We start from the raw sequence: 23,071 nt of genomic DNA, 5'->3' as shown, positions 1-23,071 counted from the left end.
CTAGCAAGTTTTCCAGAACATGGCGATTGCACCCCTAAGCTTAACTCCTCTACAGACGCGATTAATCGCGTCTCTACTTCTAACTCCTAACTCCAAAATATGGTTGACTATCTCATCTTCTTAGCAATTTCTACAGCAATTTTTGCTCTATTCGCACTCGGACTCAATTTGCAGTGGGGTTTTACCGGGTTAATTAACTTTGGTCATATTGCTTTCATGACCCTCGGAGCATATACAACGGTATTGTTAAGCTTAAAGGGCGTTCCCTTACTGATATCGGCAATAGCTGGGGCAATTGTCGCCGCTTTGTTGGGTTTAGTAATTGGTTTTGCAACTCTACGCTTACGGGAAGATTATCTGGCAATTGTCACCATCGGTACGGGCGAACTAATTCGTTTGGTGGTAAATAACCAGGAATTACCTGTGGGTGACACCTGGATTTCTGGGGCATTTGGCGTACAAAGTTATCGCATACCCTTATCTACAGAGCCAAATTTGTTTGTCAAATTTGTGATGATTGGGCTTTTGACGCTGCTAGCTGCTGTAACTTTCTTTACGTTGTGGCGATGGATTCGGATTACCCAGATGTCTCGGACTACTGATTTAGGAAAAAGGATAACTAGCAAGCAAGAATTTGCGTCGCGCTTGGGTGTGGGAATTGTGTTAGCGATTTTGGCAGCAGCGATTTATATTTCTGGGGTAATCGGACTGTATAATTACAACCCAAAAGCAGGTTTAATGCTAGTGTTGCTGCTGATTGTAGCATTTGTATACTGGCGGTTAGAAATTTTGGTGCGATCGCCTTGGGGTAGAATTCTCAAAGCCATCCGCGAAGATGAGGAAATTCCCAAGGCGCTGGGAAAAAATGTCTTTTGGTATAAATTACAATCTCTCATGCTTGGAGGTGCGATCGCGGGTATCGCTGGTGCTTTCTTCGCTTGGCAACTGGGTGCCATTTACCCAGATAATTTTCAACCCCAAATCACCTTTGACACTTGGATCATGGTGATTCTAGGTGGTTCTGCTAATAACGTTGGCACAATCTTAGGTGCAGTAATTTTCTTTGCTTACGATGCGCTGACACGGGAAGTTTTACCCAGAATCGTCCCCCTTGATGAAGCACGTTTGGGTGCATTTCGGATCATGGTAATCGGACTAATTATGATGGTACTGATGATTTGGCGACCTCAAGGTATCTTAGGGAAAAAGGAGGAACTCACTCTTGGTAAATAACCAGTCATCGCCACTTCCTCTTTTGGTAGCCACTGGACTTTCTAAAAGCTTTGGTGGTATCAAAGCAGTTAATGAGGCAAAAATCGAAGTTGCTAAAGGCAGCATCACGGGCTTGATTGGCCCCAATGGTGCTGGTAAAACTACTTTATTTAACTTACTCTCAAACTTCATCCGCCCAGATAAAGGACGAGTAATTTTTGACGGCGAACCGATTCACAACTTACAACCATATCAAATCGCCCAGCAGGGAGTAATCCGCACTTTTCAGGTTGCACGGACTCTCTCGCGGTTGTCGGTGTTAGAAAATATGCTGCTGGCGGCGCAAAAACAAACGGGTGAAAATTTTTGGCAGGTGCAGTTACAACCGCACATCGTAGCTAAGGAAGAAAAGCAACTGCAAGAACGAGCAATGTTTCTATTAGAATCAGTGGGTTTGGCAAAAAAAGCACACGATTATGCTGGTGGCTTGTCTGGTGGACAACGCAAGCTGTTGGAAATGGGACGGGCGTTGATGACTAATCCCAAGTTAATTTTGTTGGATGAACCCGCAGCTGGTGTGAATCCGAGACTGATTGATGATATTTGCGATCGCATTATCACTTGGAACCGTCAAGATGGGATGACTTTTCTGATTATTGAACACAATATGGATGTAATTATGTCATTGTGCGATCGCGTTTGGGTACTTGCCGAAGGGCAGAATTTAGCCGACGGTACACCCGCAGAAATTCAAACTAATCCCAAAGTTTTAGAAGCTTATTTGGGAAAATAATACTGTGGTTTGAAGTTTCGACTGGCCATATATTGGGTAATAGATAAGCTAAAAAACATCTAAGAAAGCATAATCGAATTAAACATAACTCTTGTGGGGTGGGCCGAAAAGCCCGCCCAGCTTATGCAATTTAAATGTGGAACAGCTTATTCCTTTAAATAGGTTTGAGAGAAAGTCGCACACAGCGTCAAATCTTCGGAAATTTGGCTGTTGTTAAAATTGAGTTGTATATCTCAGTGGAAAAAGCTTTTTATGTCAATGATGACAGTCAGAGATTTAGAGCAAGTTCAAACTGCTTTTACTGAAGCAGGTTTAGATTACCAGCTGGAACTCGAAAATGGGAAAATTTCAATTATGGGCCCGTCAGATATCGTATCCAGCGAAATCAGTAGTCGTCTCATCGCCTTTCTCTTTGCTTGGATAAATCCTCGTCGCTGGGGAAGAGTGTTTGATTCTGCTGGCGGTTTCATTATGCCAGATACAAACCTCAAAGCACCCGATGTTTCCTTTGTTCGCGCTTCCCGACTTCTCCAAAGTCCTCGTTACTTTGGAGAACTTGTCCCTGACTTGGTGGTAGAAATTAAATCTCAGAGCGATAAAATTAAACTTATAGTAGCCAAAATTCTGAAATTCATAGAACTAGGAGCGATCGTCGGCATTCTGATTGATCCTGATGAAGAGACAGTTACAATTTATCGCTCTACAGGTGAACCGACAGTTTTAGAAAATGGTGATACTTTAACGATACCAGAACTTTTTCCCGGTTGGGAATTGCCCATTACTGAATTGTGGCCTCCTATCTTTACCGAGGAAGAAACACAAATTTTGTGAAGAACTTTAGTCGCTAGTGAACTGCATTATCACTATTACCAATTAGATTGGCGAATCGACAAACATCATTACGAATTATTTTAATCTTCGTTATTTTCTGTAAAATTTACTTGCTCATAAAGGTCGCGCAATTCAATTTGAAAATCAACTGTTTGCAGTGATAAAATTGCAGATTCATGTTCAAATTCAGTAAATGACCATTGACTTTCCGCAGTTTTTACATATTGCATCACATGATACTGATATTGGTCAATTAAAATATATTCCTTGAATTCGGGAATAGAGCGATAATAAAGAAACTTATCGCCTTGGTCATAATTTTTAGTAGATTTAGATAAAACTTCAGCAATAAACATCGGGTTCATAACCGTTGTTGTGCTGGTTCCTGTATAAATAGGTTGTCCCTCAATCACCATTACATCGGGATATGTATGCTGCCGATAACGGGGTATCCATAAACGCACATCACCAATGTAAACATCATAATTCTTGCCTTTCAAACCAAACTTCAAATAAGCATAAAAGTTACCTGCAATTTTATTATGATTTGTAGTGCCACCTGTCATTGGTACAATTTCTCCATCACGGTATTCGCTTTTATATTCTGCCTTTTCTTCAATTTCTAAATACTCTTCAGGTGTGTAATATAATTTTTGTGTTTCTAACTGCATAAATATACGACCTATGATTGTGCGGTTGCTTATTCATCTTTCATATCTATGTTATACGCCTTGCATAACTAACTTCTAATTAGAAGTATATCTAATTAAAAAGCTAAGATCCCCAACTTCTTTAAGAAGTCGGGGATCTTACTTGTTGTTAAATTTAACTAAACTGTTCCTCTGCATCGAGGTTAAACAGCATTTGCAGAGTTTGCATACAGCGCCGTCTGGCTTCAACATCTTGCTGCGATCGCAACTGTACCATCGGGTCATGTAAAATTTTATTAACAATTCCCCGCGTTAATGCTTCAATCACCTCTTGATGTTTTTCTGCGAATTCCGAACCCAATCTCGACAAAGCTTTTTCTAACTCTTGTTCGCGGATGGTTTCGACTTTATTTCGCAGACAGCTAATAGTAGTCACAGTTTCAAGAGAGCGCCACCAAATATCAAAGGCTTCTACTTCTTCTTCTAAAAGTTTCTCTGCTTCCTGTGCAATCTTCCGACGGGTTTCGTAGTTTTGCGCTACTACTGCCTTCAAATCATCCACATTAAACGCCTGCACATTTTCCAGTTCATTTACATCCACATGAACATTACGCGGCACAGAAATATCAAATAACATTAAAGAGCGCTGAATTTCTAAAACCATTTCCAATTTGGCACGGTCAAGTATTGGCTCTGTTGCAGAAGTACTTGTAAATACCAAATCACTATCGGCAATTACAGCCATCATTTCCGATAATGGATGAATTTGGATCAGTTGCTGAGGGAACTGCTTTACTAATTCTTGGGCGCGATCGCGTGAGCGATTTACAATACTAATTTGCACAGCACCTTTAGAAAGTAGGTGTTGCACCAGCAGCCGCGACATTTTACCAGCGCCTAGAATTACCACTCGGCAAGCTGCTAAATTTGCTACTTTTATCTGCGCTAACTCTACAGCTGCCGAACTAATAGAGACAGCGCCAGTACCAATACTAGTTTCAGTACGAACCCGCTTACCAGCAGTCAGCGCTTGTTTAAATAATCGATTCAAAATGGTTTTTATACCGTTATATTGCTGTCCCAGTTTGTGAGTAGTTTTCACCTGAGCCAGAATTTGACCTTCTCCGAGTACCAGACTATCTAAACCACCTGCTACCCGCATGATATGCATCACTGCATCATCATGTAGCAGCATAAACAAATGCTGTCGCAGAGAAAGCACGGGTAATTTACTGTATTCTGCAAGAAACTGCGTTACTTCCCGAATACCTTGGTCTGCTTCACTGGTAACAATGTAAATTTCCAGGCGGTTACAAGTGCTAAGAATTGCAACTTCGTCAATATGGGGATAGCTCGTCAGTTGAGCGATCGCACTTTCAATTTGTGGTTCTGGAATGCTCAGTTTTTCCCGGACTTCTACTGGGGCTGTTTTATGGCTTAACCCCACCACTGCTATATTCATTTGCTAAATCGTAGTTACTAGTTGGTAGTTGATAATAGGGCATTGAGTGAAAAATAGGGAATGGGGAATTTTTGTTTATTGGTTGATAGTTTTTCCAGCCAATAAACAATAACTAATCACTAAATACTAACTACTAACTAGTGTAACGATGAAGCATTTGGGTGACTATTTTTCTATTTTATAGAAAGATTTATTTCCAAATGCTTTACCCCTACTTTTACCATTCCCCATTCCCTAAAAATTAGTTCAGTTGGAGAGTCTTGGGTTCACCAAACATGTGAATTGTATCAACAAATCGAGCAGTTTTCGACTGGTTGGAAATTACCAAGCTTTGAGTTCTTGCTCCGCCCTTGAAGAAACGCACACCTTGCATCAGATTACCACTGGTAATGCCGCTAGCAGCGAACAGAACAGTTTTCCCAGATGCCAGTTCATGAGCATCATAGACCTTATCGGCGTCATGGATATTCATAGACTTTAAACGATCAAGGTTAGCTTCTCTGCTTTCTCCAATCAGACCTGTTTTAACTACAGCTGGATCGTAGATCAATTGACCTTGGAAGTGTCCACCCAAAGCACGCATTGCTGCTGCCGAGATTACACCTTCTGGAGCCGCACCGATACCCATCAGCGCGTGGATATTAGTTCCAGCAAAACCACAGCTTATTGCTGCACCCACATCACCGTCTGAAATTAGGGCGACTCTCGCTCCAGCCTCACGGATTTCTTTAATTAAATCATTGTGGCGTTCGCGCTTCATTACTACTACAACAAGTTCATCAATACCCCGGTCTAGACACTCAGAGAGAATCTTCAGGTTTTCTGTTGCTGACTTGTTGATGTCTACTTTGCCCTTAGCTGCAGGAGGTGCTGCTAACTTCTTCATGTAAAAGTCAGGAGCAGCAAATAATCCTCCCTTTTCAGAAATTGCCAACACAGCCATCGAACCAGGTTGTCCATAAGCTACCAAGTTCGTACCTTCACAGGGGTCAACGGCGATATCAATTTCGATTAATTCATCAGGGTTACAGACACTTTCAGCATTTGGTTGGGTACAGATACCAACTTCTTCCCCGATGTATAACATAGGCGCATCGTCGCGTTCGCCTTCCCCAATCACAATGCGACCGCGCATGTGGATTTTATTCATCCGCTCCCGCATAGCTTCCACAGCTACCTGGTCAGCGATGTTTTTTTCGCCTTTACCCATCCACTTCGAGGAAGCGATCGCGGCTTGCTCTACTACTTCAATAATCTCTAACCCAAGTGTATTTTCCACAGAGTCTGCCCTCTCAACTGCTTGAATTTCTGCCGCTTTATCTGGCTATTTCAGTCTTCAAGTCTACCAAAGGGCGGATACACCTGGAAGAAAGTTAAGTTTTACTGCTAACTAGTTACAAAAGTGCCAGTTAGCACATCCTTATTTTTAACTCTATAACTACTCCAGTATAAAGCGTGTTCAAAGGTAACTAAGTCAAGAAATCGCACAAATAGGTAGCAGTGCATATCCAAAACATTACTTTTCTTCTGCATCCATCTTTAGGTATAAAATAATAAAGAAAAAAGCTGGAAAATTCACTAAAAACTCAACAATAAGCGAAAAACGACGCGTAGAGTAAATAGCTTGTCAAATTAAGAGGTTAATCGTGTTTATCGACTACATCACACTAATGTTGATCAATATGGTAGCTGGGCTATTTCTACTGGCTGACTATGTGTATCGTGGTCTAGATAGTTCCAATCAAAGACAGTGGATTCCCGGTTTTGGGATTACAGGGGCGATCGCACTCACAACTGGTTTACACATGAGCTTCACCTGGCCAGTAATGGGTAGCTTCAACATTGCCTTTGGTGAGACAAGTGTCTTATTTGGCATCTTGTTTGTGGCGGCTGCGGTTTCTCTTGCTCAAGGTTGGGATTTATTCACAATAGCAATTTACGGCTTCTTTGCTGGTGCAGTTGCGATCGTAGTGGGTATCCGGATCATCAACTTGAATTTGACCAAACAACCACTTTTATCAGGAATCGGCTTTATTTTAACTGGCTTAGGTGGTATTTTTGCAGCCCCAACTCTCTATTGGAAAACTAACCGAACCTGGCGGTTAATTGGCGTAGCAGTGCTGATAGTAGCCGCTCTAATTTGGGCATTGACTGGATATTTGTCTTACTGGAATCATTTAGAGGGTTTCCAAAAATGGGTTCCAGCCCCAATGCGGTAATCAATGCCGCAATGATCTAGGCTAGAGAAATAGTTAAAACCTTGCTTAAGAAAATATGCTGGACTTTCTTAATCCCCTTTTAAATCGCCATCCAGAGCGAGTCAAAGCCAACGTCGAACTTTACACATGGCAAACTTGTCCATACTGCATTCGTGCCAAAATACTGCTGTGGTGGAAAGGTGTAAATTTCACTGAATACAAAATCGACGGCGACGCAGCAGCCAGAGCAAAAATGGCAGAACGCGCCAACGGTCGCCGCACAGTACCACAAATTTTTATCAATAACCAGCACATTGGCGGCTGCGATGACCTATATCAGCTAGACACACAAAGTCAACTCGATCCCCTTTTAGCCCAAGTCGCTATTTAGACACGATAAATCGCCGTCAAGACGAAAGATTATTGTAGAGACGGCGATTCATCGCGTCTCTTGCCTTAACCAAACAGTATTGGTGATTTAGAGAGAGGTCAGAATATTAAGTTGCACATCATGCCTTGATAAGAAGATGCTAACTAAGTATACAGAATATCTTATACATCAACAATGGATGAGTTGTGCCCTAGAATTAGCAAAAGCAGCAGGTGATGCAGGTGAAGTCCCTGTAGGTGCTGTTATCATTGATTCAACAGGCAAATTGCTAGCACAAGGAGAAAACAGAAAAGAGCGCGACAAAGACCCTACCGCTCATGCGGAAATTCTCGCTCTCAAAACAGCTGCAACAACTTTACAAAATTGGCATCTGAATGAATGCACTCTCTATGTAACTCTTGAACCTTGCCCGATGTGTGCAGGTGCTATTCTACAAGCACGTATAAGACTACTTGTCTATGGAGTAGACGATACAAAAACTGGCGCAATTCGTACAGTTATTAACATACCCGATAGCGCTGCTTCTAATCACCGTCTCCAGGTAATCGGAGGCATTTTAGAGTCAGCTTGTCGTCAGCAGCTACAGACCTGGTTTGCCACTAAGCGACGTAGCGTAAACTAACGGACAGAGGTAAAACTGTCCATCTAGTACAACACAAGTCACGCAAGAGAATCTACGGTGTAGTAACTAATCAGGCTTCTCGTGAAATTTTACGCGTAAATCAGCTGCATCCGTCATCATGGAATTTTACTCTTTATCCGATACCTGCCAGCACACACCAGCAAATCCTCAGGAAGATCATACTACCTCAAGGGTTTCTCCTTGGTTAAGCCCTCTGGCATATTTATTAGGGCGTCACTGCCTATTACCATTATTCTTTGGGCAAATTAGAATAACCGGACAAAAAAATATCCCCACAACTGGGCCTGTGATCCTTGCGCCTACCCATCGGGCGCGTTGGGATGCATTGCTCGTACCCTACGCTACTGCTAATTGTCGTAGAGAACATGACTTGCGCTTTATGGTGACTATTGACGAATGCCAAGGTTTGCAAGGCTGGTTTGTCCGACGTTTAGGGGGGTTTCCTGTAAATTCTAAGCATCCGTCAATCCGCACGCTGCGACATGGAGTCGAGCTACTTCAGCAGGAAAAAACCCTGGTCATCTTTCCAGAAGGTAACATTTTTCGTGATGGCCAAGTTCACCAGTTGAAGCCGGGAATTGCTCGTCTTGCTTTGAGTGCTGAATCTAGTCATTCCGGGCTGGGAGTGAAAATCATACCCATAGGCATTAATTACAGCCAACCTTATCCAAATTGGGGTACAGATGTGAGTATTCACATTGGCTCCCCAATCAGAGTAAGGGATTATATGAGTGGCTATATAAAACAAGATGCCAAAAACATCACAGTTGATTTAGCAAAGGCACTGCAACAATTAAGCCATCAAGAAACAAAAATTACTAATCACGCATTTGCAGAAATCACTAATTCTTGATCTCGCCCGTAAGTATCGTTCATCAGGACGATTTAAGCTAGTTACTATACAAGGGTAATGGGAACTCTATTAAACCGATTTTTAGTCTAAATCAGAGATACTTAGGATGTAGCTTTGCTTTGTCGAAGACCAAAACAGAGTTAAGATACCCGAAGTTTCCATAACTTTTTTATAGTTGTCGCACTAATTGATCCCATGAACACTGCTGTCGCTGTTACCTTGATGCACCGTACTGTTTTATCAGTCATAGCAGTCCTTAGCCTGCTATCTCCTGTGAATGCTCAGGTATCACAGTCACCAGGCACTACTAGCCAACCACAACCGATTGACCCCAACGCTCCCAATAACCTTCGCCCCATAACCCAAAGTAACAGCCTTTTGAGCATTGATGGGGGCGATCGCTTAGTAAAAGATGCAGGACAAGCGATTTCGGCTCAAAACTACCCCTTAGCTGTTAAGAAACTGGAAGAAGCACGTCAGGTTTATAATCAGCTATCTAATTTTTATCAAGAGTTAAATTCTAGCTTTTCGGGAATTGACAATAGAGTTTCTGATTCTCAGCGTCAAAAAGCTCTATTAACAGCCCAAAAGCGTGATGAAACCACCTTTCAGCTAGCATTGGTACATCGAGCACAAAATAAGCCAGAATTAGCTGTACCGTTGTTGATTCAAATAATTAAGAGTCAAAACCCGACGCGGGATTTAGGCAAGAAAGCCTATAAACAGTTGTTTGAATTGGGTTTTGTTGATTCTCCTTATCCCAGAGAAGCTGGTAATTCATCTTCCTCATCCGAAAAAAAATAAATTAATTAAATTTTTGTTGCCTGTTTTGCCCCATCTCCCTAATCTTCCTCATCTTTCGACATCCTTCTCTCCCTGAACTGCACCTTGGAACGCCCCAGTGCTAGGATAGGATTATCTGCGGTAGCTTTGACCCAACGTCCTGAAAAATATACCTCAGAGGCGCATTTATCCCAAGCGTTGCTAAAACCTGAAGTTAGCACAGGTATTTGCTCTACATCTGTTAATAATAGAAAAGTAAGTTTTTTCAGGAATAGCGATGATTACTCCGCAGCAGGTTGAGGCAATGATCAAGGCGGAACTGCCAGACGCCCAGGTTCAGGTGCAAGACTTGACTGGTGGCGGTGACCACTATCAGGTGACAGTTGTTTCATCGCAGTTTACAGGTAAGGCACTAGTGCAACAGCACCAGTTAATTTATGGTGCGTTAGGGCAAGCTATGTCAACTGAAGCGATTCATGCCTTGGCAGTAAAAACATATACTCCCGAAGCTTGGCAAGCAACAACAGCTTCGTAAACATAAAGTTAGGAGTTAGGAGTTATTTATGAGTTATGAATTTTTAACTCCTGACTCGTCATCGTTGAATGCAACATAGGAAACACAAATACCATGACGCCAGAACTCAAAGAGAAAATTGATACCTTGCTACAACAGAACAAGATTTTAGTTTTCATGAAGGGAAACAAGTTAATGCCCCAATGTGGTTTCTCCAACAACGTGGTGCAGATTCTCAATACCTTGGGAGTTCCCTTCGAGACAGTTGATGTTCTATCAGACTCTGAAATCCGTCAGGGAATTAAAGAATACTCTAACTGGCCGACAATTCCCCAAGTGTATATTAATGGTGAATTCCTTGGCGGTTCTGATATCTTAATTGAACTGTACCAAAAAGGTGAATTGCAGCAAAAGGTAGAAGTAGCATTAGCTTCTTAATTCTTGACGCAAACTAAAAGGTATGCTGCTAAGTTTGCGCTTCGCAATCAAGGCAATCTGCCATTTTTAATGTCCTTGAAAGGGGAGAGAAACAGTGTCTCCCCTTTCAAGGCTTTTTTAATAGGTTCTGACATAAAATACTTGACCTGCCTTTGAATCGATTTCAGGTTAGGTCAACAATCCCCTCAGTCGGATTGGCAAGACCAATATAGGGCTGAGGGGATGCATTTTCTCAATACAATATTTCCAAAATCTCACACCACGGCAACCCGTTGACCAATACAGATAATATGCTATAATTATCTGCGGTAATTAACGGTTACTATCAATTACCAGGTAAATGGTATTTAGTAGTAATCCGGTTGTGGCTGTGGTTGCGGCACTGCAAAATTTGATCCATCGTATAAGTAGCGGCTGGCTTCCTCTTCTAAGCGATGAATCAGAAAAGGTTCAATAATGTTGCCATGTCGCAGTGCGGCTAGATATCCATCCAAATACATCCGCATATCATCAGTGCGATAACCGCGATTCCATAACTCGGCGAAGGCGTCGGTGAGTCTTTGGTAATAGCGGATGGTTTGTGTGTCTTGGAGCATAACTGCTGTTTAATCTCTTTGGAATCAGAATTGTAAATGATTCACGCTCAAATGTGAAGTCTAATTTCACTTTGGCATCAACTCAAAGTCAACACATCTACTTTGGGTAGTACCCTCCTAGCAGCTACAAGCTACTTTTATCCTATTCCAGAAAACATCGATTCTAGTTATCAGCTAAATTATTTTTATGATTTTCATAGTCAACAGCCCAATTGTATTGGTGTTATATTGCTGGATGTAGAAACTAATTTTTGCGATAAAAATCCCCTTTCAACATCAGGTCGAAAAGCTGTTGTAGTAAGGGTTAGCTGGTTGGGTTATAGAGATTTCCCACATTACACCCATCTAAAAGCAGAATGTTAAGCTCAAAGAACTTTTAATAAGTCTAACAACACTTTTGAGAAATTTAATAAAGATTTAAGAATATTTCTAATCCCCTTTCGGCAAGGCACAAATTAAAGATATTGCAACTCATTTTATGAGGAAATGTAAAGCTAATAGCAATTGAAGTAACAAAGGCTACAAAACCTTAGAGATGGGCTTGTTACTTTGAAAGTCATCGACGCTAAGGGGTCTTGCCACCGTGGGTTCGGTTTGTATAGAAATCATTGAGGGGAATCCCCATCTGAGGTCGTTGCTGGGTTGGCACTTGCAACAACTGGAATACCGTGTGCATCAAGCTGCCAGTATTTATCAAGCAAGGGAAGTATTTTTAAGCCATCAACCAACACTGGTCATTTTGGATGCGGATCTGCCTGATGGTGATGGCATTGAGTTTTGTCGTTGGTTGCATCGTCAGCAGCAGCCTCTAGTCTTAATGCTATCTGCCCGTAATAGTGAAGCTGATATCGTCGCAGGTTTAAAGGCGGGTGCAGATGATTATCTAAGCAAACCTTTTGGGATGCAAGAGTTTTTGGCACGCACAGAGGCACTGATTCGCCGGAAGCGCACACCTACTGCACCAGCTTATTTGGATTATGGCACTTTGCAAATCGATTTAGTGCAGCGCCGTGTCCGCTTCCAGGGGGAGTTTATCGACTTAACGCCCCAAGAATTCAGTTTGCTGTACGTTTTAGCACAAGCTGGGGGAGTACCTCTGAGTAGGTCAGAATTGCTGCGTCGTGCTTGGCCTGACGCTATCGATAATCCTCGTACCATTGATACTCACGTTTTGTCGTTGCGGAAAAAGGTTGAACTTGATCCCCGGCAACCCAACTTGATTCAAACTATCCGCAATGTAGGATACCGTTTTAACATGGAAATTTTGAATACCAGTATTTCACAGTCACAAACAACAAAGTTAGCTAGAGAGAGATTTAGTAATCAACGTTCAACACTTAGTAGTAGTCAAGTGTGAATCGGGCATGGGGCATGGGGCATGGGGCATTGGGGTGAGGGGGAGTAAGAAAACGACTCCTGATTCCTGTCTCCTAACTCATCCAAAATTTAAAATCCAAAATCGTCTTGAGCTTCTGCTTTAATTAAGCTTTCTCGTAATTCAACCCAGTTGATCTCTGGGACTCTTTGATTTGCGAATAAATGACCTTGCTGTAGGTGTAATAGCCGAGTGCAAAACATCTGGGCTAGTTCCAGTTGGTGATTTACCATCAGAATCGTGGTTTGATGAGTTTGACTCAACTGGGTTAAGACTTGCATTAGATGAGAAGCCGTACCAGCATCTAGGGCAGAGGTTGGCTCGTCTAATAATAATATTTTAGGCTGGATGACTAAGGCACGAGCGATCGCTACTAGTTGTCGTTGTCCAGCAGAAAGTTGCACCTCTGTTCGCCCCAACCATTCACTGGGAATGTGCACTTGTTCTGTCCAGTGAGTGATTCGTTCTTGAATTATCTGTTTAGACAAACCCCGCAAAACTAGAGGATAAGCCAAGGCTTGCCCAACTGTCATCCCCAACAGTTTTGATTCTTGCAATACAAGTACAAGCATCTGGCGTAACTGGATGACAGGAATTTGGCGATATTCTTGTTTTTCTAGATAGATTTTGCCACTAGTAGGTTCAATTAGACGGTTGAGAAGGCGTAATAACGACGTTTTACCAGCACCTACTGAGCCTATAATTGCAATGCGATCGCTCTGGAATACCTCGAAGGAAATATCTTGCAATACGGGGTATCCCTGCTGATTACCGGGAAGTTGGGTTTTCAGGCTTGTAAATAGATTAACTTGCTCTAGCCTGAGTGTGACATTATTCAAGGGGAGTGGGGAGTGGGGAGTGGGGAGTGGGGAGATGGGGGAGAAATAACCAATGCCCAATTTTAAGTTAATTGTGCAGTAGTTAAGGCTGTAGCGATCGCCCAGCCATCGACCAACAATAACAGTAGTGTCAATCCCAGTAAAATCAAGTACATCCACGGCTGTGCTAAAGGGCGAACATTTGTGGTATCAATACCTGTCTTTGCTTGCACAATTTGCACGAACCGGGAAAATCCGGCTACACGCATCGGTAGTAAATAAGCTTTCCCATCTTGGCTGACGAAGTAATAAACTAGCCCTCCTTGACCGGTGGTGCGGGGTTTTAACTCTTTCACTTCTGACCAAGGTAATAACCAGCCTTTACGAAAAAAGCGAGGCACCCAGGCGGGGTAAGTAACCTGAATTCCCTGGTCATCTACCATTACTTGTTCAGTCAATACGGCATACAAGGCAACTAAGCCGATGCTAATCCCTATCCACAATAATCCTGGGGGTACGGGTGCAGCTGTTACCTGCGATAAGAAGGGTAATGGGACTGTGAGTGCTATGTATAGACTCAGCAGCGTCATCCGAATCAAAGGAGACAGACGAAAAACAGAAGTTGAGATATTGGCTGAGTTTACTGTCACGGCTCAATTACAATGCTTTTCTTCATTGTAGGGTAGGTCTATGTCTTACCTCGCCTGCCGCATATAAGCTATGCCACTTTAATAATTCGTAATGGGCTACGCCCCGCTTCTCTACGAGACACTTTGTGAACGCTAACGTAATTCGTAATTCGTAATTTTTTAGGGTAAATATTTTTGCACTACAATCCAACCAGTAAGGGATACCCAGGCAAATCCTATAAATAGAATAATATTTACGCCGATGTGTAAGGGTCTAGCCCAAGGTCGTGTGGCACTAATTTGCGTCGCACTGAAAGCAGACAGTAAAACTAATGCTACCACTATCAATCCAGCGATTAGGTGTGACGAGTGACCTAAAGAACCAAAGTGACCGAAAGTGCCAACAATGCCGATCGCTAGCAATAGTAGCACTAAACCTACCATGCTAATGCCCATTGTATAGTGGAGCGATCGCACCTCCCTATTTCCGCCCAGAAATGAGGTAATAAAAGGGAATTGCTGCGAAGTTCTCGCCCGAAACATCCAAACGCCGGTGACTGCTAACATCAGATATGCCAGCAGGGACAACCCCATCGACCAGGCGGCTATTTTCCACAACCAAAGAAATGAAGGCAGATTCATAAGAATGATTGTAGATGAGATCAGGGAGATGAGGAAGATGGGGGAGATGAGGGAGATGAGGGAGATGGGGGAATAACCAATGCCCAATGCCCAATACTTCGACTTCGCTCAGTACAAGTGCCCAATGCCCAATAAATAATAAATAATAAACAAAAAAGGCTGCTGAATTAGCAACCCTTAAATTTAGTAAATTTTTTTTTTAATCAACCGATGCTAAACCAACGATTTGTAAGGGTTTTGTAGTATCTCCGATTTTTGTATTAATTTGCTGCACTATTGCTTGGGTATTAATAGGGTCTTTTGCATCTGATGAGTCGGTATCAAACTCATAAACGCTGGGTTCGTCGAGCATCAGGCGATCGCACGGAATTTTATCGGATAAAATTGCACTTGCCATCATCCCTGTATGAATCTCCAATTGAGCTTTTCGCGGAGCTTCAAACACTAAACGTTGTCCAGGAAAAACAACCCTTTCAAAGTACCAGTTGGGAATATTGGAGATGCGAGCTATCTGTATTTTGCTCGTGGCATTAATGTAGCAGCAGAGAATTTTTCCCGATTGCTCAGGTGGTAGAGGATCTAATATTTGAGCCATAACTGCTGAGGAGCTTTACGCCGCAATTTTACATTACACTAGCCAAGCCTAGCACCCACTGATCCCCAGTTGTTGTAACTGCGAATACCAACTTAACTCTTTCTAGATTTTTTCTACCTAAAGATATATCTGAGGTTATAAAAACTTTGTAAACTTTTATGCTTTTTCTAAAATTTTACCCTATGTCAACATCTTTGAGTTTTTAATCTCTGGCAAAAAACCTTTAACTTCTTGAGGGCAGATAATTACAGAGCGGATATGGTGAAGATCCCCTTAGCTTCAGCCTTGTTCAGGGGTGTATTTTTGTGTTTCATCTATCCCCCGATTAAAAGCCTGGGATCATCGCTTAATGAATAAACTCAATGTTATCGTAAAGCTATATGAAAAATTTCTTCATAAAGCCTCTCTTGATACCCGGCGTTTGGTACGCAAAGCAATTTTATTGATACATCTGTGAACAAAAGTTTCGCTGATATCAATAATCGGCTTCAATGTCAAGCAAGATTGTCAGAGATTAAGAGCAGCCAAAACAAAAACACGCCTTAAAACTGGAATTTATCTCGCTTTCCCCAAAGATTGGCAAGATGGAAGTCAAAACACCCATGATGGAAAATCGAATTCTTTACGTTCGCCTTCCTTGTAACCCTATCTTTCCCATTGGGGTTGTCTACCTGAGCGATCACGTCCACAAACAGTTTCCGAATATCGAACAGCGTATCTTTGATTTGGGAACAGTGCCACCTTTAGATTATGCTACCGCCTTAGATCGCTGTATCGATGAATTTAAACCGACACTGCTAGTATTTTCTTGGCGGGATATTCAAATTTATGCCCCAGTTGGCGGGCGTGGTGGTAATCCACTACAAAACGCCTTTGAATTTTACTACGCGAAGAATCCTCTATTAAAATTACGCGGTGGATTCGGCGGTTTACGAATCTTCATTGCTTACTATGTAGAATTGTGGCAAAACCAGGGCTTAATCAAACGCGGTTTAAAGCGTGCCCAAAAATATAATTCTGATGCTCGTGTAGTTGTAGGTGGTGGTGCAGTTAGTGTATTTTATGAACAGTTGGGTAAAAGCTTACCTCAAGGGGCAATTATTTCTGTGGGTGAAGGCGAAACCCTGCTAGAAAAACTTTTAAGTGGCAGAGATTTTCGAGATGAACGCTGTTACGTTGTCGGAGAAACTCAACCACGGGAACGGCTAATTCACGAACAACCCACCCCACTAGAAAAAACAGCTTGTAACTACGACTATATCGAAAGCATCTGGCCGGAATTTAACTTTTACCTGCAAGAGCAAGACTTTTATATAGGTGTACAAACTAAGCGCGGTTGTCCTCACAATTGTTGTTATTGCGTCTACACTGTTGTCGAAGGTAAACAAGTACGCATCAACCCAGCAGATGAAGTAGTTGCTGAGATGCGCCAATTATACGATCGCGGCATTCGCAACTTCTGGTTTACCGATGCCCAATTCATCCCAGCGAGAAAATTTATCGACGATGCCATAGAACTCTTGCAAAAAATCGTCGATTCTGGTATGACAGACATCCACTGGGCAGCTTACATTAGAGCCGACAATTTGACACCCCAGTTGTGCGACTTGATGGCGAAAACCGGGATGAACTACTTTGAAATTGGGATTACCAGTGGTTCTCAAGAACTCGTGCGGAAAATGCGGATGGGGTATAACCTGCGAAACGTCTTGCAAAACTGCCGCGATTTAAAAGCAGCTGGTTTCAACGACTTAGTTTCCGTTAACTACTCCTTTAACGTCATTGACGAACGTCCCGAAACCATCCGCCAAACCATCGCCTACCACCGCGAACTAGAACGGATTTTTGGTGCTGATAAAGTCGAACCTGCCATTTTCTTTATTGGACTACAACCCCATACTCATCTAGAAGAATACGCTTTTAAAGAAGGCATCCTCAAACCAGGGTATGATCCAATGAGCTTGATGCCGTGGACAGCCAAAAAACTCCTCTGGAATCCCGAACCCCTTGGTTCATTCTTCGGTGAAGTCTGCTTGCAAGCTTGGCAACAAAACCCTAACGATTTCGGACGTGAAGTCATGAAAATCTTAGAAGAAAAGCTAGGTTGTGCCGACTTAGAAGCAGCACTTTCTGCACCAATAGAGACGAAAGAGAAACAGTTAGCAGCTGTTTGATAAAATTCGCTCAATCAGACAAGAGGAAATTTTATCTTTTTGTCTCTCACCTGCGCCCCTGCCCTACTCACTCCCCCTCTGCGGTTATTTTCACCCAATCCCATGTTAGAAGGTTCAATCCTACAACAGCTAGAAATAGCCCATCGCCACACCACCAGGCCAATTCGATTCGGTGTTTACTACAAAAATACCCTAGTTGCCCTGTGCCACGCTCTAGAAGACCATATTTTAACCGACGACGGTAAACCCCTGGTCATCTCAGCCTTCCAACGGGGTAAATGGTATCTACAAGAAGCTCAACGATATGCAGATATCGCCCAGCGCAGCAGCGAAATTGTGATTATGGCTGCTGCTGAATCTGGCTTTGCTGAACATCCCACAAGCCTTTTACCAAATGTAGACTTAGTGGCATTAGATTCAGTCGATCCAGTAGCTCAGGAGTGGCATTTAATTATTTTATCGCCTAAATACACAGCAATGGTAATTTGTCAAGAATTATCAGAAGCTGATTATGGCAGTACTGGAGTACCGACATCAGACTTAGAGCGAAAATTCTATGGCTTGTGGACATTTGAGCCAGAGTTAGTCCAAGAAACGGCAGAAATAGCGATCGCTCACATCAAAAAATACAACCCAGAACTGGCGAAAAAACTCACAGCCGATAAACAGCAAATTGTACCGTCAATGGACAGATCCCAAAATTTGGGTGCAGTTGTCTCCCGTGTAGTAGATTATCTCCAGACTGGGCAAGATAATTTATCCATCCCCACAGCGCTTCAGAAACAAACCCTAGATCGCAACTTGGTTTCTAACGAAATCCAAGCCTTTTTGCGAATGGCGCAACTGATGGATATGGCAGATGTCAACAATCCAATGGCAGCTGCGGAAGTAGTAGTTCTTGCTGAAGCGATCGGCCAGCTTTTGGATCTTCCTGCATGGCAGATTAAAAGGTTGCGGCTAGCGGCTTTGTTGCATCGCATAGATCCATTACAGAAAGCAGAAAGCTTACTCGCTGACGGTATATCGGCACGCTACCAAGAAGATGCCCCCAGTTCTCCCTTAACTTGTCCCTTAGTACCGGGGGCGCAAGTATTGCGAACCATGCCACGACTGCGAGCAGTTGCCCAAATTATTACTCACCAAAGTGAGTGGTGGAATGGTTCAGGGGAACCAGCAGGTTTAGCTGGAGATGAAATTCCCCTAGAATCGAGAATTTTGGCATTATTGGCAGACTTTCAGTGGCGGTTAAATCAGCGAAAGTCGTCAAATCAAAGCCGGGAAAAGATATTTACTCAAGCTTTAGATGAGTGCAAACAGCAACAATCTAGCCGCTTTGACCCTAAACTTGTAGATACCCTAGCTTTGTTAGTTATGGGTTTACAACAGGGACTCGACTTACAGTTGATGACACCCAAAGTCAGCGCCGGCATCTGGATACTTGATTCCCAATGGGATAGCCACAGCAAGATCAGTGAGGAGATTAATAGTTACTTTACATGAATATTGAAGCGATTAGATTAGGAAAACTCAAACAACTTCCAGGGGCAAATTTAGAAGACGAGGAACTCTCCCGACTGGATTTAAGCCGGATTAATCTTGCTGGCGCTACCCTTGTCGGCACTAATTTCGCTGGTTCTAAACTCGAAGGTGGGCATTTTGAGGGGGCAAATTTAATGGGAGCCAACCTCCAAGAAACTGACTTGCGGGCTAACTTGATGGGAGCGAACCTAATGCAAGCAGATTTAACCGGCGCTGACTTGCGGGGTAGCAATTTGCGTGGCGCTAACTTAATGGGAGCAAGACTCAGTGATGTGTCATTGGTGGGTGCTTTCTTGAGTGGTGCCAATTTAATGAATGTGAACTTGCAAGGCGTTGACTTTCGGGGTGCTGACTTGCGCGGTGCAAACCTGACTGGGGCAAATCTCAAAGGTGCAGACTTGAGTCGCGCTGATTTGCAAGGGGCGTTGTTGAGTGAAGCAAATCTTGAAGAAGCTGACTTACGGGGGGCGAATTTGGCGGGAGCGAATTTGACAGGAGCGAATTTACTTTGTGCAGAGTTAGAAGGTGCAAATTTGAGCGGCGTTAATTTGAATAAAGCGTGTGTGGTGGGTACAGTTGTGGAGAGTGCGTTTGATCTGAAATGATGTTGGTATCTAGGAAGTATTGATAGGTCATTGGGCAGGATTAAAGCACAATATCATCAAGTGGCAGTAACCCTTCAGTTAAGTAGGTGAGATCATAACAAATTTGACTATTTTCTTTTATCAACGATAGGATGATTAGTATCAGCTTGTTTTGAAGTATTTATGAACGTTTCCCTAACCCTCGAATTGGAAAAGTGGGTACAGTCCCAAGTTGAAAGCGGGATGTATACTTCCGCGACTGAAGTCATTCGGGAAGGTCTGCGGCTTCTCAAGGAGCAGGATACCCTAAAAGAAATACGGCTTGCACAACTACGACAGGAGATTCAGCAAGGGATTGATAGCGGAGAATCTACGCCTCTAAATATGGATGAAATCATCGCTAAGGCAAAACAACAACGGCAGAAGGTTGAATCCCTTTAATGGCGATTATTCTTAAAAGACCACTGGCTGAAACTGATTTATTGGATATTTGGAATTTCATTGCTAATGATAGCTTTGAAAAAGCAGATCAATTTCTGCTAAACATTGACAGCAAGCTCAAAATACTGGCAGAAAATCCCAGCTTGGGAAGACAGCGTGACTCTTTAATACCAAATATACGGAGTTTTCCAGTAAAGAGTTATCTAATTTTCTACTGCCCTATAAACCAAGGGATTGAAGTTATCCGCGTTCTACATGGAGCAAGAGATATCCAAAACTTATTTCAAGACGTATAACAATATTGGCGTTTTTCATTTTTGAAAAAAGATGGGTTTGATTTTAATGGTTTATCAACTAGTTTCAGGAAAGTTTTATGGGTTGGAAAGTAGTTTTTTTGATTCTGAATCATAGATATAATATTATCTTCTGCAATTTTCTCATATTGTGGTTCATTACCTGGTGAATATATCTCAGCACATCCAGCGACAAGCAAGTTCATTAAAATAATATTAGAAAATAATAAATTATTAAAAAGGAGAAAGCCTTTTAAATTCCATTTGCTCATTTAGAGAATTAAATCCATTAGGGAACTGTGTAAACTCGTTATAAGAGGCTCCACGCCAAATAGTATGAGAATCGTAGATAACCTTCTGTAAATTAAGACTTGTTAGAGAAGCACTGCTGAGGTTAGCTCCACTTAGATTAGTATCAATAAGATAATCGCTCAGTTTAGCTCCTTGCAAATTAGCATTTATCAACTGTGTTTTTTGCAGATTTGCACCTAAAAGTGAACTGTGATCTAAATTGGCATTTGTAAGGTTAGCTTCTTTTAGATTAGCGTAATCTAGCTCTGCTGACTCTAAGGACGCGTTATTTAAATTAGCTTTTTCTAAATTTGCATGATACAAGCTACTCAAACTTAAATTCGCACCCTGTAGATTTGCCTTTTTTAGATTAGCGTAATCTAGCCCTGCTGACTCTAAGGAAGCACTATTTAAATTAGCTTTTTCTAAATTTACTTTATTTAGTTTTGCCCAGTTTAGTTTTGCATTAGTCAAATCAGCATCACTCAGATTAGCTTCGCTTAAATCCAAACTTGATAAGTCAGTTTGAATAAGTTTCGCTCCCCTCAAGTTAACTCCTTTGAATGAAGCCTCATAGGTAACATTACAGTAATCATCACCTATTTCTGATATACCCATTTTCCCTTTGTCGCCAACATCATCTCGCCATCTGAGTTCAGCTTTAGTTAAATCAGCCCCTTGTAGATTGGCTCCGTCTAATTTAGCATTAGTTAGTTCGGCTTCTCTTAAATCTGCTCCAGCTAAATCAGCATTTGTTAAATCAGCACCACCTAAATCACACTTGGGACATTTTTTAGTTGTTAACAACTGCTTCACATGAGCGGGATTTGAAGTTTTTTTAGCCTGACAATCTTTACAACCAGAAACAAAACTGAGTAATAAAACTGATATAATTAATAATCTTTTTATTTTCATATATGAAGCGATCGCTCAGTCCTTCCTCGTATCCACAAAGCTAGTACACTCATTAACAACACCCCCATCACTCCTTGTAGGGGATTATTATTCACACCAGTTACCCAATCAGGAACTTGGCCAGAATATTTCACTAATTCCCCAACATTAATAATGTAGTAGCCCCAAACTAAACCACCATGTAAACCAATTGGTAAACCCAAGCGTCCCCTCCGCCAACGCTTTCCCCATACTTGCGTTAACCCCAGCAGTACTAAAGCTGGAAATTGCGGCAGTGTATGAATAATTGCCTCCAAGGGTTTAATAAAGTGCAATGTAGCAAACGCAGTTGCATCTGTCCACAGTGCCACACGCGGACTGTAATCTCGTTGTAATTCATTTAGCAACCAGCCTCGGAATAACAATTCCTCAGCAAATCCAACACCCAAGCCAACAAGTAAACCCTCTAAAATTATTTTCAGCAAAAAAACTTTCGGTTGTTGCCACACCAACCAACCCAATAAATTTTCTACCCCAAAAAGTATCAGAATATTAATTATCCCCATAGCCAGGCCACGCAATAAATCCACACCATTTTGCCGCGTGAATACTAAGCCATAATGCCGCAGAATTTGGGGCTGCTGGTAGACGTATTTACCCCATAATCTCAGGAGAAAAATAAATGCTGCATATAACAACACCAATGTCAATATACTTTCTAAGTTTGAATCATGCACTAGTAAGTATATTGGTGCAGCCAATGGCAACCATAGCAGCAATAATGTCAAAATAAAACAGCCCAGCCTGATAGGGGCAGGGCGTTCAGCTAAACGGACAAGGTTTTCTTTCATACCAATGTAAGTCACCAGCCAATACTCTAACTTCGACTACGCTCAGTACAAGTGACCAATGACTAATGACTATTCGTCAGGTTCAATAGTGCTACTTAAACCGTGACTTATCAATGTTTCGCAATAAAACTCAGCGTGTTCCAGGGCGCAAGTAATGACTAAAGCTAGCCCGTTAGTATGGGCTTCCATCATAATGCTCACAGCTTGGGGTTGGGTAAGGCTTGGAACAGTCGCTATTAGTGACTGCACAACGTGCTCCATCGAGTTGTAGTCGTCGTTATGGAGCAAAACGCGATACCGAGGCGCGAGCTTGCGGGTTGTGGAAGGCTTTTGAATAGTTTCAACTGACACGGCTCTTTGCTCTTTTCTCGTTACTTCACTACAACAAACTTTCTGTTTTGCGATCGCTTAACAGTTATTTACCTATTCTATAGTATTTCTGTCCAGATACTATGCTACGAAAACTCTTTGTTGCCAAGGATTGGTCGTATTAGTTTTGCGTAGCCAGTTGTAAGGCACATGTCTTAGAGGGTGTTTATAAATAAAAAATAAAGAGCACCATAGTAATTCCCCCAGGACAG

General features: G+C 42.2%; 28 protein-coding genes. 16 read left to right on the top strand and 12 right to left on the bottom strand.

The features are described from left to right. Nucleotides 1-99: 99 nt before the first annotated feature. The 3 genes from HWQ23_RS32080 (at nt 100) to HWQ23_RS32070 (ending at nt 2,836) form a co-directional block, all read left to right on the top strand. Nucleotides 100-1,233 carry a branched-chain amino acid ABC transporter permease gene (locus HWQ23_RS32080; RefSeq protein ID WP_292837732.1) on the top strand — a complete coding sequence of 378 codons (1,134 nt, stop codon included), beginning with the start codon at nt 100-102 and terminating at the stop codon, nt 1,231-1,233. Next, nucleotides 1,223-2,005, top strand: a complete 783-nt coding sequence (locus HWQ23_RS32075) for an ABC transporter ATP-binding protein (RefSeq protein WP_292837730.1) — start codon at nt 1,223-1,225, stop codon at nt 2,003-2,005. Before HWQ23_RS32080 ends, HWQ23_RS32075 begins: the two co-directional genes overlap by 11 nt. Nucleotides 2,006-2,257: 252 nt before the next feature. Continuing rightward, on the top strand, nt 2,258-2,836 hold the full coding sequence (locus HWQ23_RS32070) for a Uma2 family endonuclease (protein ID WP_292837728.1): 579 nt from the start codon (nt 2,258-2,260) through the stop codon (nt 2,834-2,836). Nucleotides 2,837-2,916: 80 nt separating this feature from the next. Here the strand turns inward: HWQ23_RS32070 and HWQ23_RS32065 are convergent, their stop codons facing one another. The 3 genes from HWQ23_RS32065 to glpX all read right to left on the bottom strand — a co-directional run bounded on the left by HWQ23_RS32065 (nt 2,917) and on the right by glpX (nt 6,227). Continuing rightward, a complete protein-coding gene (locus tag HWQ23_RS32065) occupies nt 2,917-3,507 on the bottom strand; it encodes a Uma2 family endonuclease (protein ID WP_292837727.1) in 591 nt (196 codons plus the stop codon). A gap of 154 nt (nt 3,508-3,661) precedes the next feature. Continuing rightward, entirely contained in the window at nt 3,662-4,948 is a 1,287-nt protein-coding gene (locus tag HWQ23_RS32060; RefSeq protein WP_292837725.1) for a glutamyl-tRNA reductase, read from the bottom strand. A gap of 241 nt (nt 4,949-5,189) precedes the next feature. Then, entirely contained in the window at nt 5,190-6,227 is a 1,038-nt protein-coding gene (gene glpX / locus HWQ23_RS32055; protein WP_292837723.1) for a class II fructose-bisphosphatase, read from the bottom strand. 367 nt (nt 6,228-6,594) lie between these two features. Here glpX and HWQ23_RS32050 point away from each other — a divergent pair, with 367 nt between their 5' ends. The 5 genes from HWQ23_RS32050 (at nt 6,595) to HWQ23_RS32030 (ending at nt 9,837) form a co-directional block, all read left to right on the top strand. Further along, complete coding sequence (locus tag HWQ23_RS32050) at nt 6,595-7,167, top strand: DUF981 family protein (RefSeq protein ID WP_292837721.1); 573 nt, start codon at nt 6,595-6,597, stop codon at nt 7,165-7,167. A 55-nt stretch (nt 7,168-7,222) separates the two neighbouring features. Beyond that, nucleotides 7,223-7,537 (top strand): glutaredoxin 3, encoded by a 315-nt coding sequence (gene grxC, locus HWQ23_RS32045; protein ID WP_292837719.1) that lies wholly within the window; start codon nt 7,223-7,225, stop codon nt 7,535-7,537. A 136-nt stretch (nt 7,538-7,673) separates the two neighbouring features. Next, nucleotides 7,674-8,159: a tRNA adenosine(34) deaminase TadA gene (gene tadA, locus HWQ23_RS32040; RefSeq protein WP_292837717.1), complete on the top strand. Its 486-nt coding sequence runs from the start codon at nt 7,674-7,676 to the stop codon at nt 8,157-8,159. Nucleotides 8,160-8,277: 118 nt separating this feature from the next. Beyond that, nucleotides 8,278-9,033: a lysophospholipid acyltransferase family protein gene (locus tag HWQ23_RS32035; protein ID WP_292837715.1), complete on the top strand. Its 756-nt coding sequence runs from the start codon at nt 8,278-8,280 to the stop codon at nt 9,031-9,033. 195 nt (nt 9,034-9,228) lie between these two features. Continuing rightward, the gene (locus HWQ23_RS32030; RefSeq protein ID WP_292837713.1) at nt 9,229-9,837 is read left to right on the top strand and encodes a hypothetical protein; all 609 of its coding nucleotides are present in this window, start codon (nt 9,229-9,231) and stop codon (nt 9,835-9,837) included. A gap of 38 nt (nt 9,838-9,875) precedes the next feature. Here the strand turns inward: HWQ23_RS32030 and HWQ23_RS32025 are convergent, their stop codons facing one another. Further along, the gene (locus HWQ23_RS32025; protein WP_292837711.1) at nt 9,876-10,037 is read right to left on the bottom strand and encodes a hypothetical protein; all 162 of its coding nucleotides are present in this window, start codon (nt 10,035-10,037) and stop codon (nt 9,876-9,878) included. A gap of 56 nt (nt 10,038-10,093) precedes the next feature. Between HWQ23_RS32025 and HWQ23_RS32020 the strand changes: the two genes are divergently transcribed. Beyond that, complete coding sequence (locus tag HWQ23_RS32020; RefSeq protein WP_292837709.1) at nt 10,094-10,351, top strand: BolA family protein; 258 nt, start codon at nt 10,094-10,096, stop codon at nt 10,349-10,351. A gap of 93 nt (nt 10,352-10,444) precedes the next feature. Then, a complete protein-coding gene (gene grxD, locus HWQ23_RS32015; protein WP_292837707.1) occupies nt 10,445-10,768 on the top strand; it encodes a Grx4 family monothiol glutaredoxin in 324 nt (107 codons plus the stop codon). 347 nt (nt 10,769-11,115) lie between these two features. Here the strand turns inward: grxD and HWQ23_RS32010 are convergent, their stop codons facing one another. Continuing rightward, entirely contained in the window at nt 11,116-11,364 is a 249-nt protein-coding gene (locus HWQ23_RS32010; protein ID WP_292837705.1) for a DUF6761 family protein, read from the bottom strand. Nucleotides 11,365-11,947: 583 nt separating this feature from the next. On the opposite strand from HWQ23_RS32010, the gene HWQ23_RS32005 reads away from it, so the two are divergent. After that, nucleotides 11,948-12,721 carry a response regulator transcription factor gene (locus HWQ23_RS32005; protein ID WP_292837703.1) on the top strand — a complete coding sequence of 258 codons (774 nt, stop codon included), beginning with the start codon at nt 11,948-11,950 and terminating at the stop codon, nt 12,719-12,721. An 89-nt stretch (nt 12,722-12,810) separates the two neighbouring features. Here HWQ23_RS32005 and HWQ23_RS32000 read toward each other — a convergent pair whose 3' ends face one another. From HWQ23_RS32000 to HWQ23_RS31985, 4 genes are all read right to left on the bottom strand, one after another. Beyond that, nucleotides 12,811-13,578 (bottom strand): ABC transporter ATP-binding protein, encoded by a 768-nt coding sequence (locus HWQ23_RS32000; protein ID WP_292837974.1) that lies wholly within the window; start codon nt 13,576-13,578, stop codon nt 12,811-12,813. A 62-nt stretch (nt 13,579-13,640) separates the two neighbouring features. After that, entirely contained in the window at nt 13,641-14,207 is a 567-nt protein-coding gene (locus HWQ23_RS31995; protein WP_292837701.1) for a hypothetical protein, read from the bottom strand. Nucleotides 14,208-14,366: 159 nt separating this feature from the next. After that, nucleotides 14,367-14,828, bottom strand: a complete 462-nt coding sequence (locus HWQ23_RS31990; protein WP_292837699.1) for a DUF4079 domain-containing protein — start codon at nt 14,826-14,828, stop codon at nt 14,367-14,369. Between the two features lie 199 nt (nt 14,829-15,027). Next, nucleotides 15,028-15,423, bottom strand: coding sequence for a DUF1830 domain-containing protein (locus HWQ23_RS31985; protein WP_292837697.1), 396 nt, complete (start codon nt 15,421-15,423; stop codon nt 15,028-15,030). A gap of 584 nt (nt 15,424-16,007) precedes the next feature. Between HWQ23_RS31985 and HWQ23_RS31980 the strand changes: the two genes are divergently transcribed. The 5 genes from HWQ23_RS31980 to HWQ23_RS31960 all read left to right on the top strand — a co-directional run bounded on the left by HWQ23_RS31980 (nt 16,008) and on the right by HWQ23_RS31960 (nt 20,457). Then, entirely contained in the window at nt 16,008-17,597 is a 1,590-nt protein-coding gene (locus HWQ23_RS31980) for a photosystem II high light acclimation radical SAM protein (protein WP_292837696.1), read from the top strand. Between the two features lie 102 nt (nt 17,598-17,699). Further along, complete coding sequence (locus HWQ23_RS31975) at nt 17,700-19,097, top strand: DICT sensory domain-containing protein (RefSeq protein ID WP_292837695.1); 1,398 nt, start codon at nt 17,700-17,702, stop codon at nt 19,095-19,097. Continuing rightward, nucleotides 19,094-19,741, top strand: a complete 648-nt coding sequence (locus tag HWQ23_RS31970; protein WP_292837693.1) for a pentapeptide repeat-containing protein — start codon at nt 19,094-19,096, stop codon at nt 19,739-19,741. The genes HWQ23_RS31975 and HWQ23_RS31970 overlap by 4 nt, the downstream gene beginning before the upstream one ends. A 162-nt stretch (nt 19,742-19,903) precedes the next feature. Then, nucleotides 19,904-20,161 carry a type II toxin-antitoxin system ParD family antitoxin gene (locus tag HWQ23_RS31965; protein WP_292837691.1) on the top strand — a complete coding sequence of 86 codons (258 nt, stop codon included), beginning with the start codon at nt 19,904-19,906 and terminating at the stop codon, nt 20,159-20,161. Next, nucleotides 20,161-20,457: a type II toxin-antitoxin system RelE/ParE family toxin gene (locus HWQ23_RS31960; protein WP_292837689.1), complete on the top strand. Its 297-nt coding sequence runs from the start codon at nt 20,161-20,163 to the stop codon at nt 20,455-20,457. The genes HWQ23_RS31965 and HWQ23_RS31960 overlap by 1 nt, the downstream gene beginning before the upstream one ends. A gap of 231 nt (nt 20,458-20,688) precedes the next feature. Here the strand turns inward: HWQ23_RS31960 and HWQ23_RS31955 are convergent, their stop codons facing one another. From HWQ23_RS31955 to clpS, 3 genes are all read right to left on the bottom strand, one after another. Next, a complete protein-coding gene (locus tag HWQ23_RS31955) occupies nt 20,689-21,660 on the bottom strand; it encodes a pentapeptide repeat-containing protein (protein ID WP_292837687.1) in 972 nt (323 codons plus the stop codon). Next, a complete protein-coding gene (locus HWQ23_RS31950) occupies nt 21,657-22,490 on the bottom strand; it encodes a CPBP family intramembrane glutamic endopeptidase (RefSeq protein WP_292837972.1) in 834 nt (277 codons plus the stop codon). Before HWQ23_RS31950 ends, HWQ23_RS31955 begins: the two co-directional genes overlap by 4 nt. Nucleotides 22,491-22,559: 69 nt before the next feature. Continuing rightward, nucleotides 22,560-22,841 carry an ATP-dependent Clp protease adapter ClpS gene (clpS, locus tag HWQ23_RS31945; RefSeq protein WP_012410249.1) on the bottom strand — a complete coding sequence of 94 codons (282 nt, stop codon included), beginning with the start codon at nt 22,839-22,841 and terminating at the stop codon, nt 22,560-22,562. Nucleotides 22,842-23,071 lie beyond the last annotated feature (230 nt).

The organism is Nostoc sp. JL33 (assembly GCF_017114985.1).
Lineage (GTDB): Bacteria > Cyanobacteriota > Cyanobacteriia > Cyanobacteriales > Nostocaceae > Nostoc.
The sequence above is the reverse complement of the archived record's forward strand: the minus strand, read 5'-3'. Positions and strand labels throughout refer to the sequence as shown.

Coding starts and splice junctions, on each gene's coding strand:
- HWQ23_RS31965 (WP_292837691.1), top strand. CDS start 19,904: ATGAACGTTTCCCTAACCCTCGAATTGGAAAAGTGGGTACAGTCCCAA.
- HWQ23_RS32020 (WP_292837709.1), top strand. CDS start 10,094: ATGATTACTCCGCAGCAGGTTGAGGCAATGATCAAGGCGGAACTGCCA.
- HWQ23_RS31975 (WP_292837695.1), top strand. CDS start 17,700: ATGTTAGAAGGTTCAATCCTACAACAGCTAGAAATAGCCCATCGCCAC.
- HWQ23_RS32070 (WP_292837728.1), top strand. CDS start 2,258: ATGTCAATGATGACAGTCAGAGATTTAGAGCAAGTTCAAACTGCTTTT.
- HWQ23_RS32030 (WP_292837713.1), top strand. CDS start 9,229: ATGAACACTGCTGTCGCTGTTACCTTGATGCACCGTACTGTTTTATCA.
- HWQ23_RS32065 (WP_292837727.1), bottom strand. CDS start 3,507: ATGCAGTTAGAAACACAAAAATTATATTACACACCTGAAGAGTATTTA.
- HWQ23_RS31955 (WP_292837687.1), bottom strand. CDS start 21,660: ATGAAAATAAAAAGATTATTAATTATATCAGTTTTATTACTCAGTTTT.
- HWQ23_RS31960 (WP_292837689.1), top strand. CDS start 20,161: ATGGCGATTATTCTTAAAAGACCACTGGCTGAAACTGATTTATTGGAT.
- grxC (WP_292837719.1), top strand. CDS start 7,223: ATGCTGGACTTTCTTAATCCCCTTTTAAATCGCCATCCAGAGCGAGTC.
- grxD (WP_292837707.1), top strand. CDS start 10,445: ATGACGCCAGAACTCAAAGAGAAAATTGATACCTTGCTACAACAGAAC.
- HWQ23_RS31950 (WP_292837972.1), bottom strand. CDS start 22,490: ATGAAAGAAAACCTTGTCCGTTTAGCTGAACGCCCTGCCCCTATCAGG.
- tadA (WP_292837717.1), top strand. CDS start 7,674: ATGCTAACTAAGTATACAGAATATCTTATACATCAACAATGGATGAGT.
- HWQ23_RS31980 (WP_292837696.1), top strand. CDS start 16,008: ATGGAAGTCAAAACACCCATGATGGAAAATCGAATTCTTTACGTTCGC.
- HWQ23_RS31970 (WP_292837693.1), top strand. CDS start 19,094: ATGAATATTGAAGCGATTAGATTAGGAAAACTCAAACAACTTCCAGGG.
- HWQ23_RS32010 (WP_292837705.1), bottom strand. CDS start 11,364: ATGCTCCAAGACACACAAACCATCCGCTATTACCAAAGACTCACCGAC.
- HWQ23_RS31990 (WP_292837699.1), bottom strand. CDS start 14,828: ATGAATCTGCCTTCATTTCTTTGGTTGTGGAAAATAGCCGCCTGGTCG.
- HWQ23_RS32080 (WP_292837732.1), top strand. CDS start 100: ATGGTTGACTATCTCATCTTCTTAGCAATTTCTACAGCAATTTTTGCT.
- HWQ23_RS31985 (WP_292837697.1), bottom strand. CDS start 15,423: ATGGCTCAAATATTAGATCCTCTACCACCTGAGCAATCGGGAAAAATT.
- HWQ23_RS32035 (WP_292837715.1), top strand. CDS start 8,278: ATGGAATTTTACTCTTTATCCGATACCTGCCAGCACACACCAGCAAAT.
- HWQ23_RS32060 (WP_292837725.1), bottom strand. CDS start 4,948: ATGAATATAGCAGTGGTGGGGTTAAGCCATAAAACAGCCCCAGTAGAA.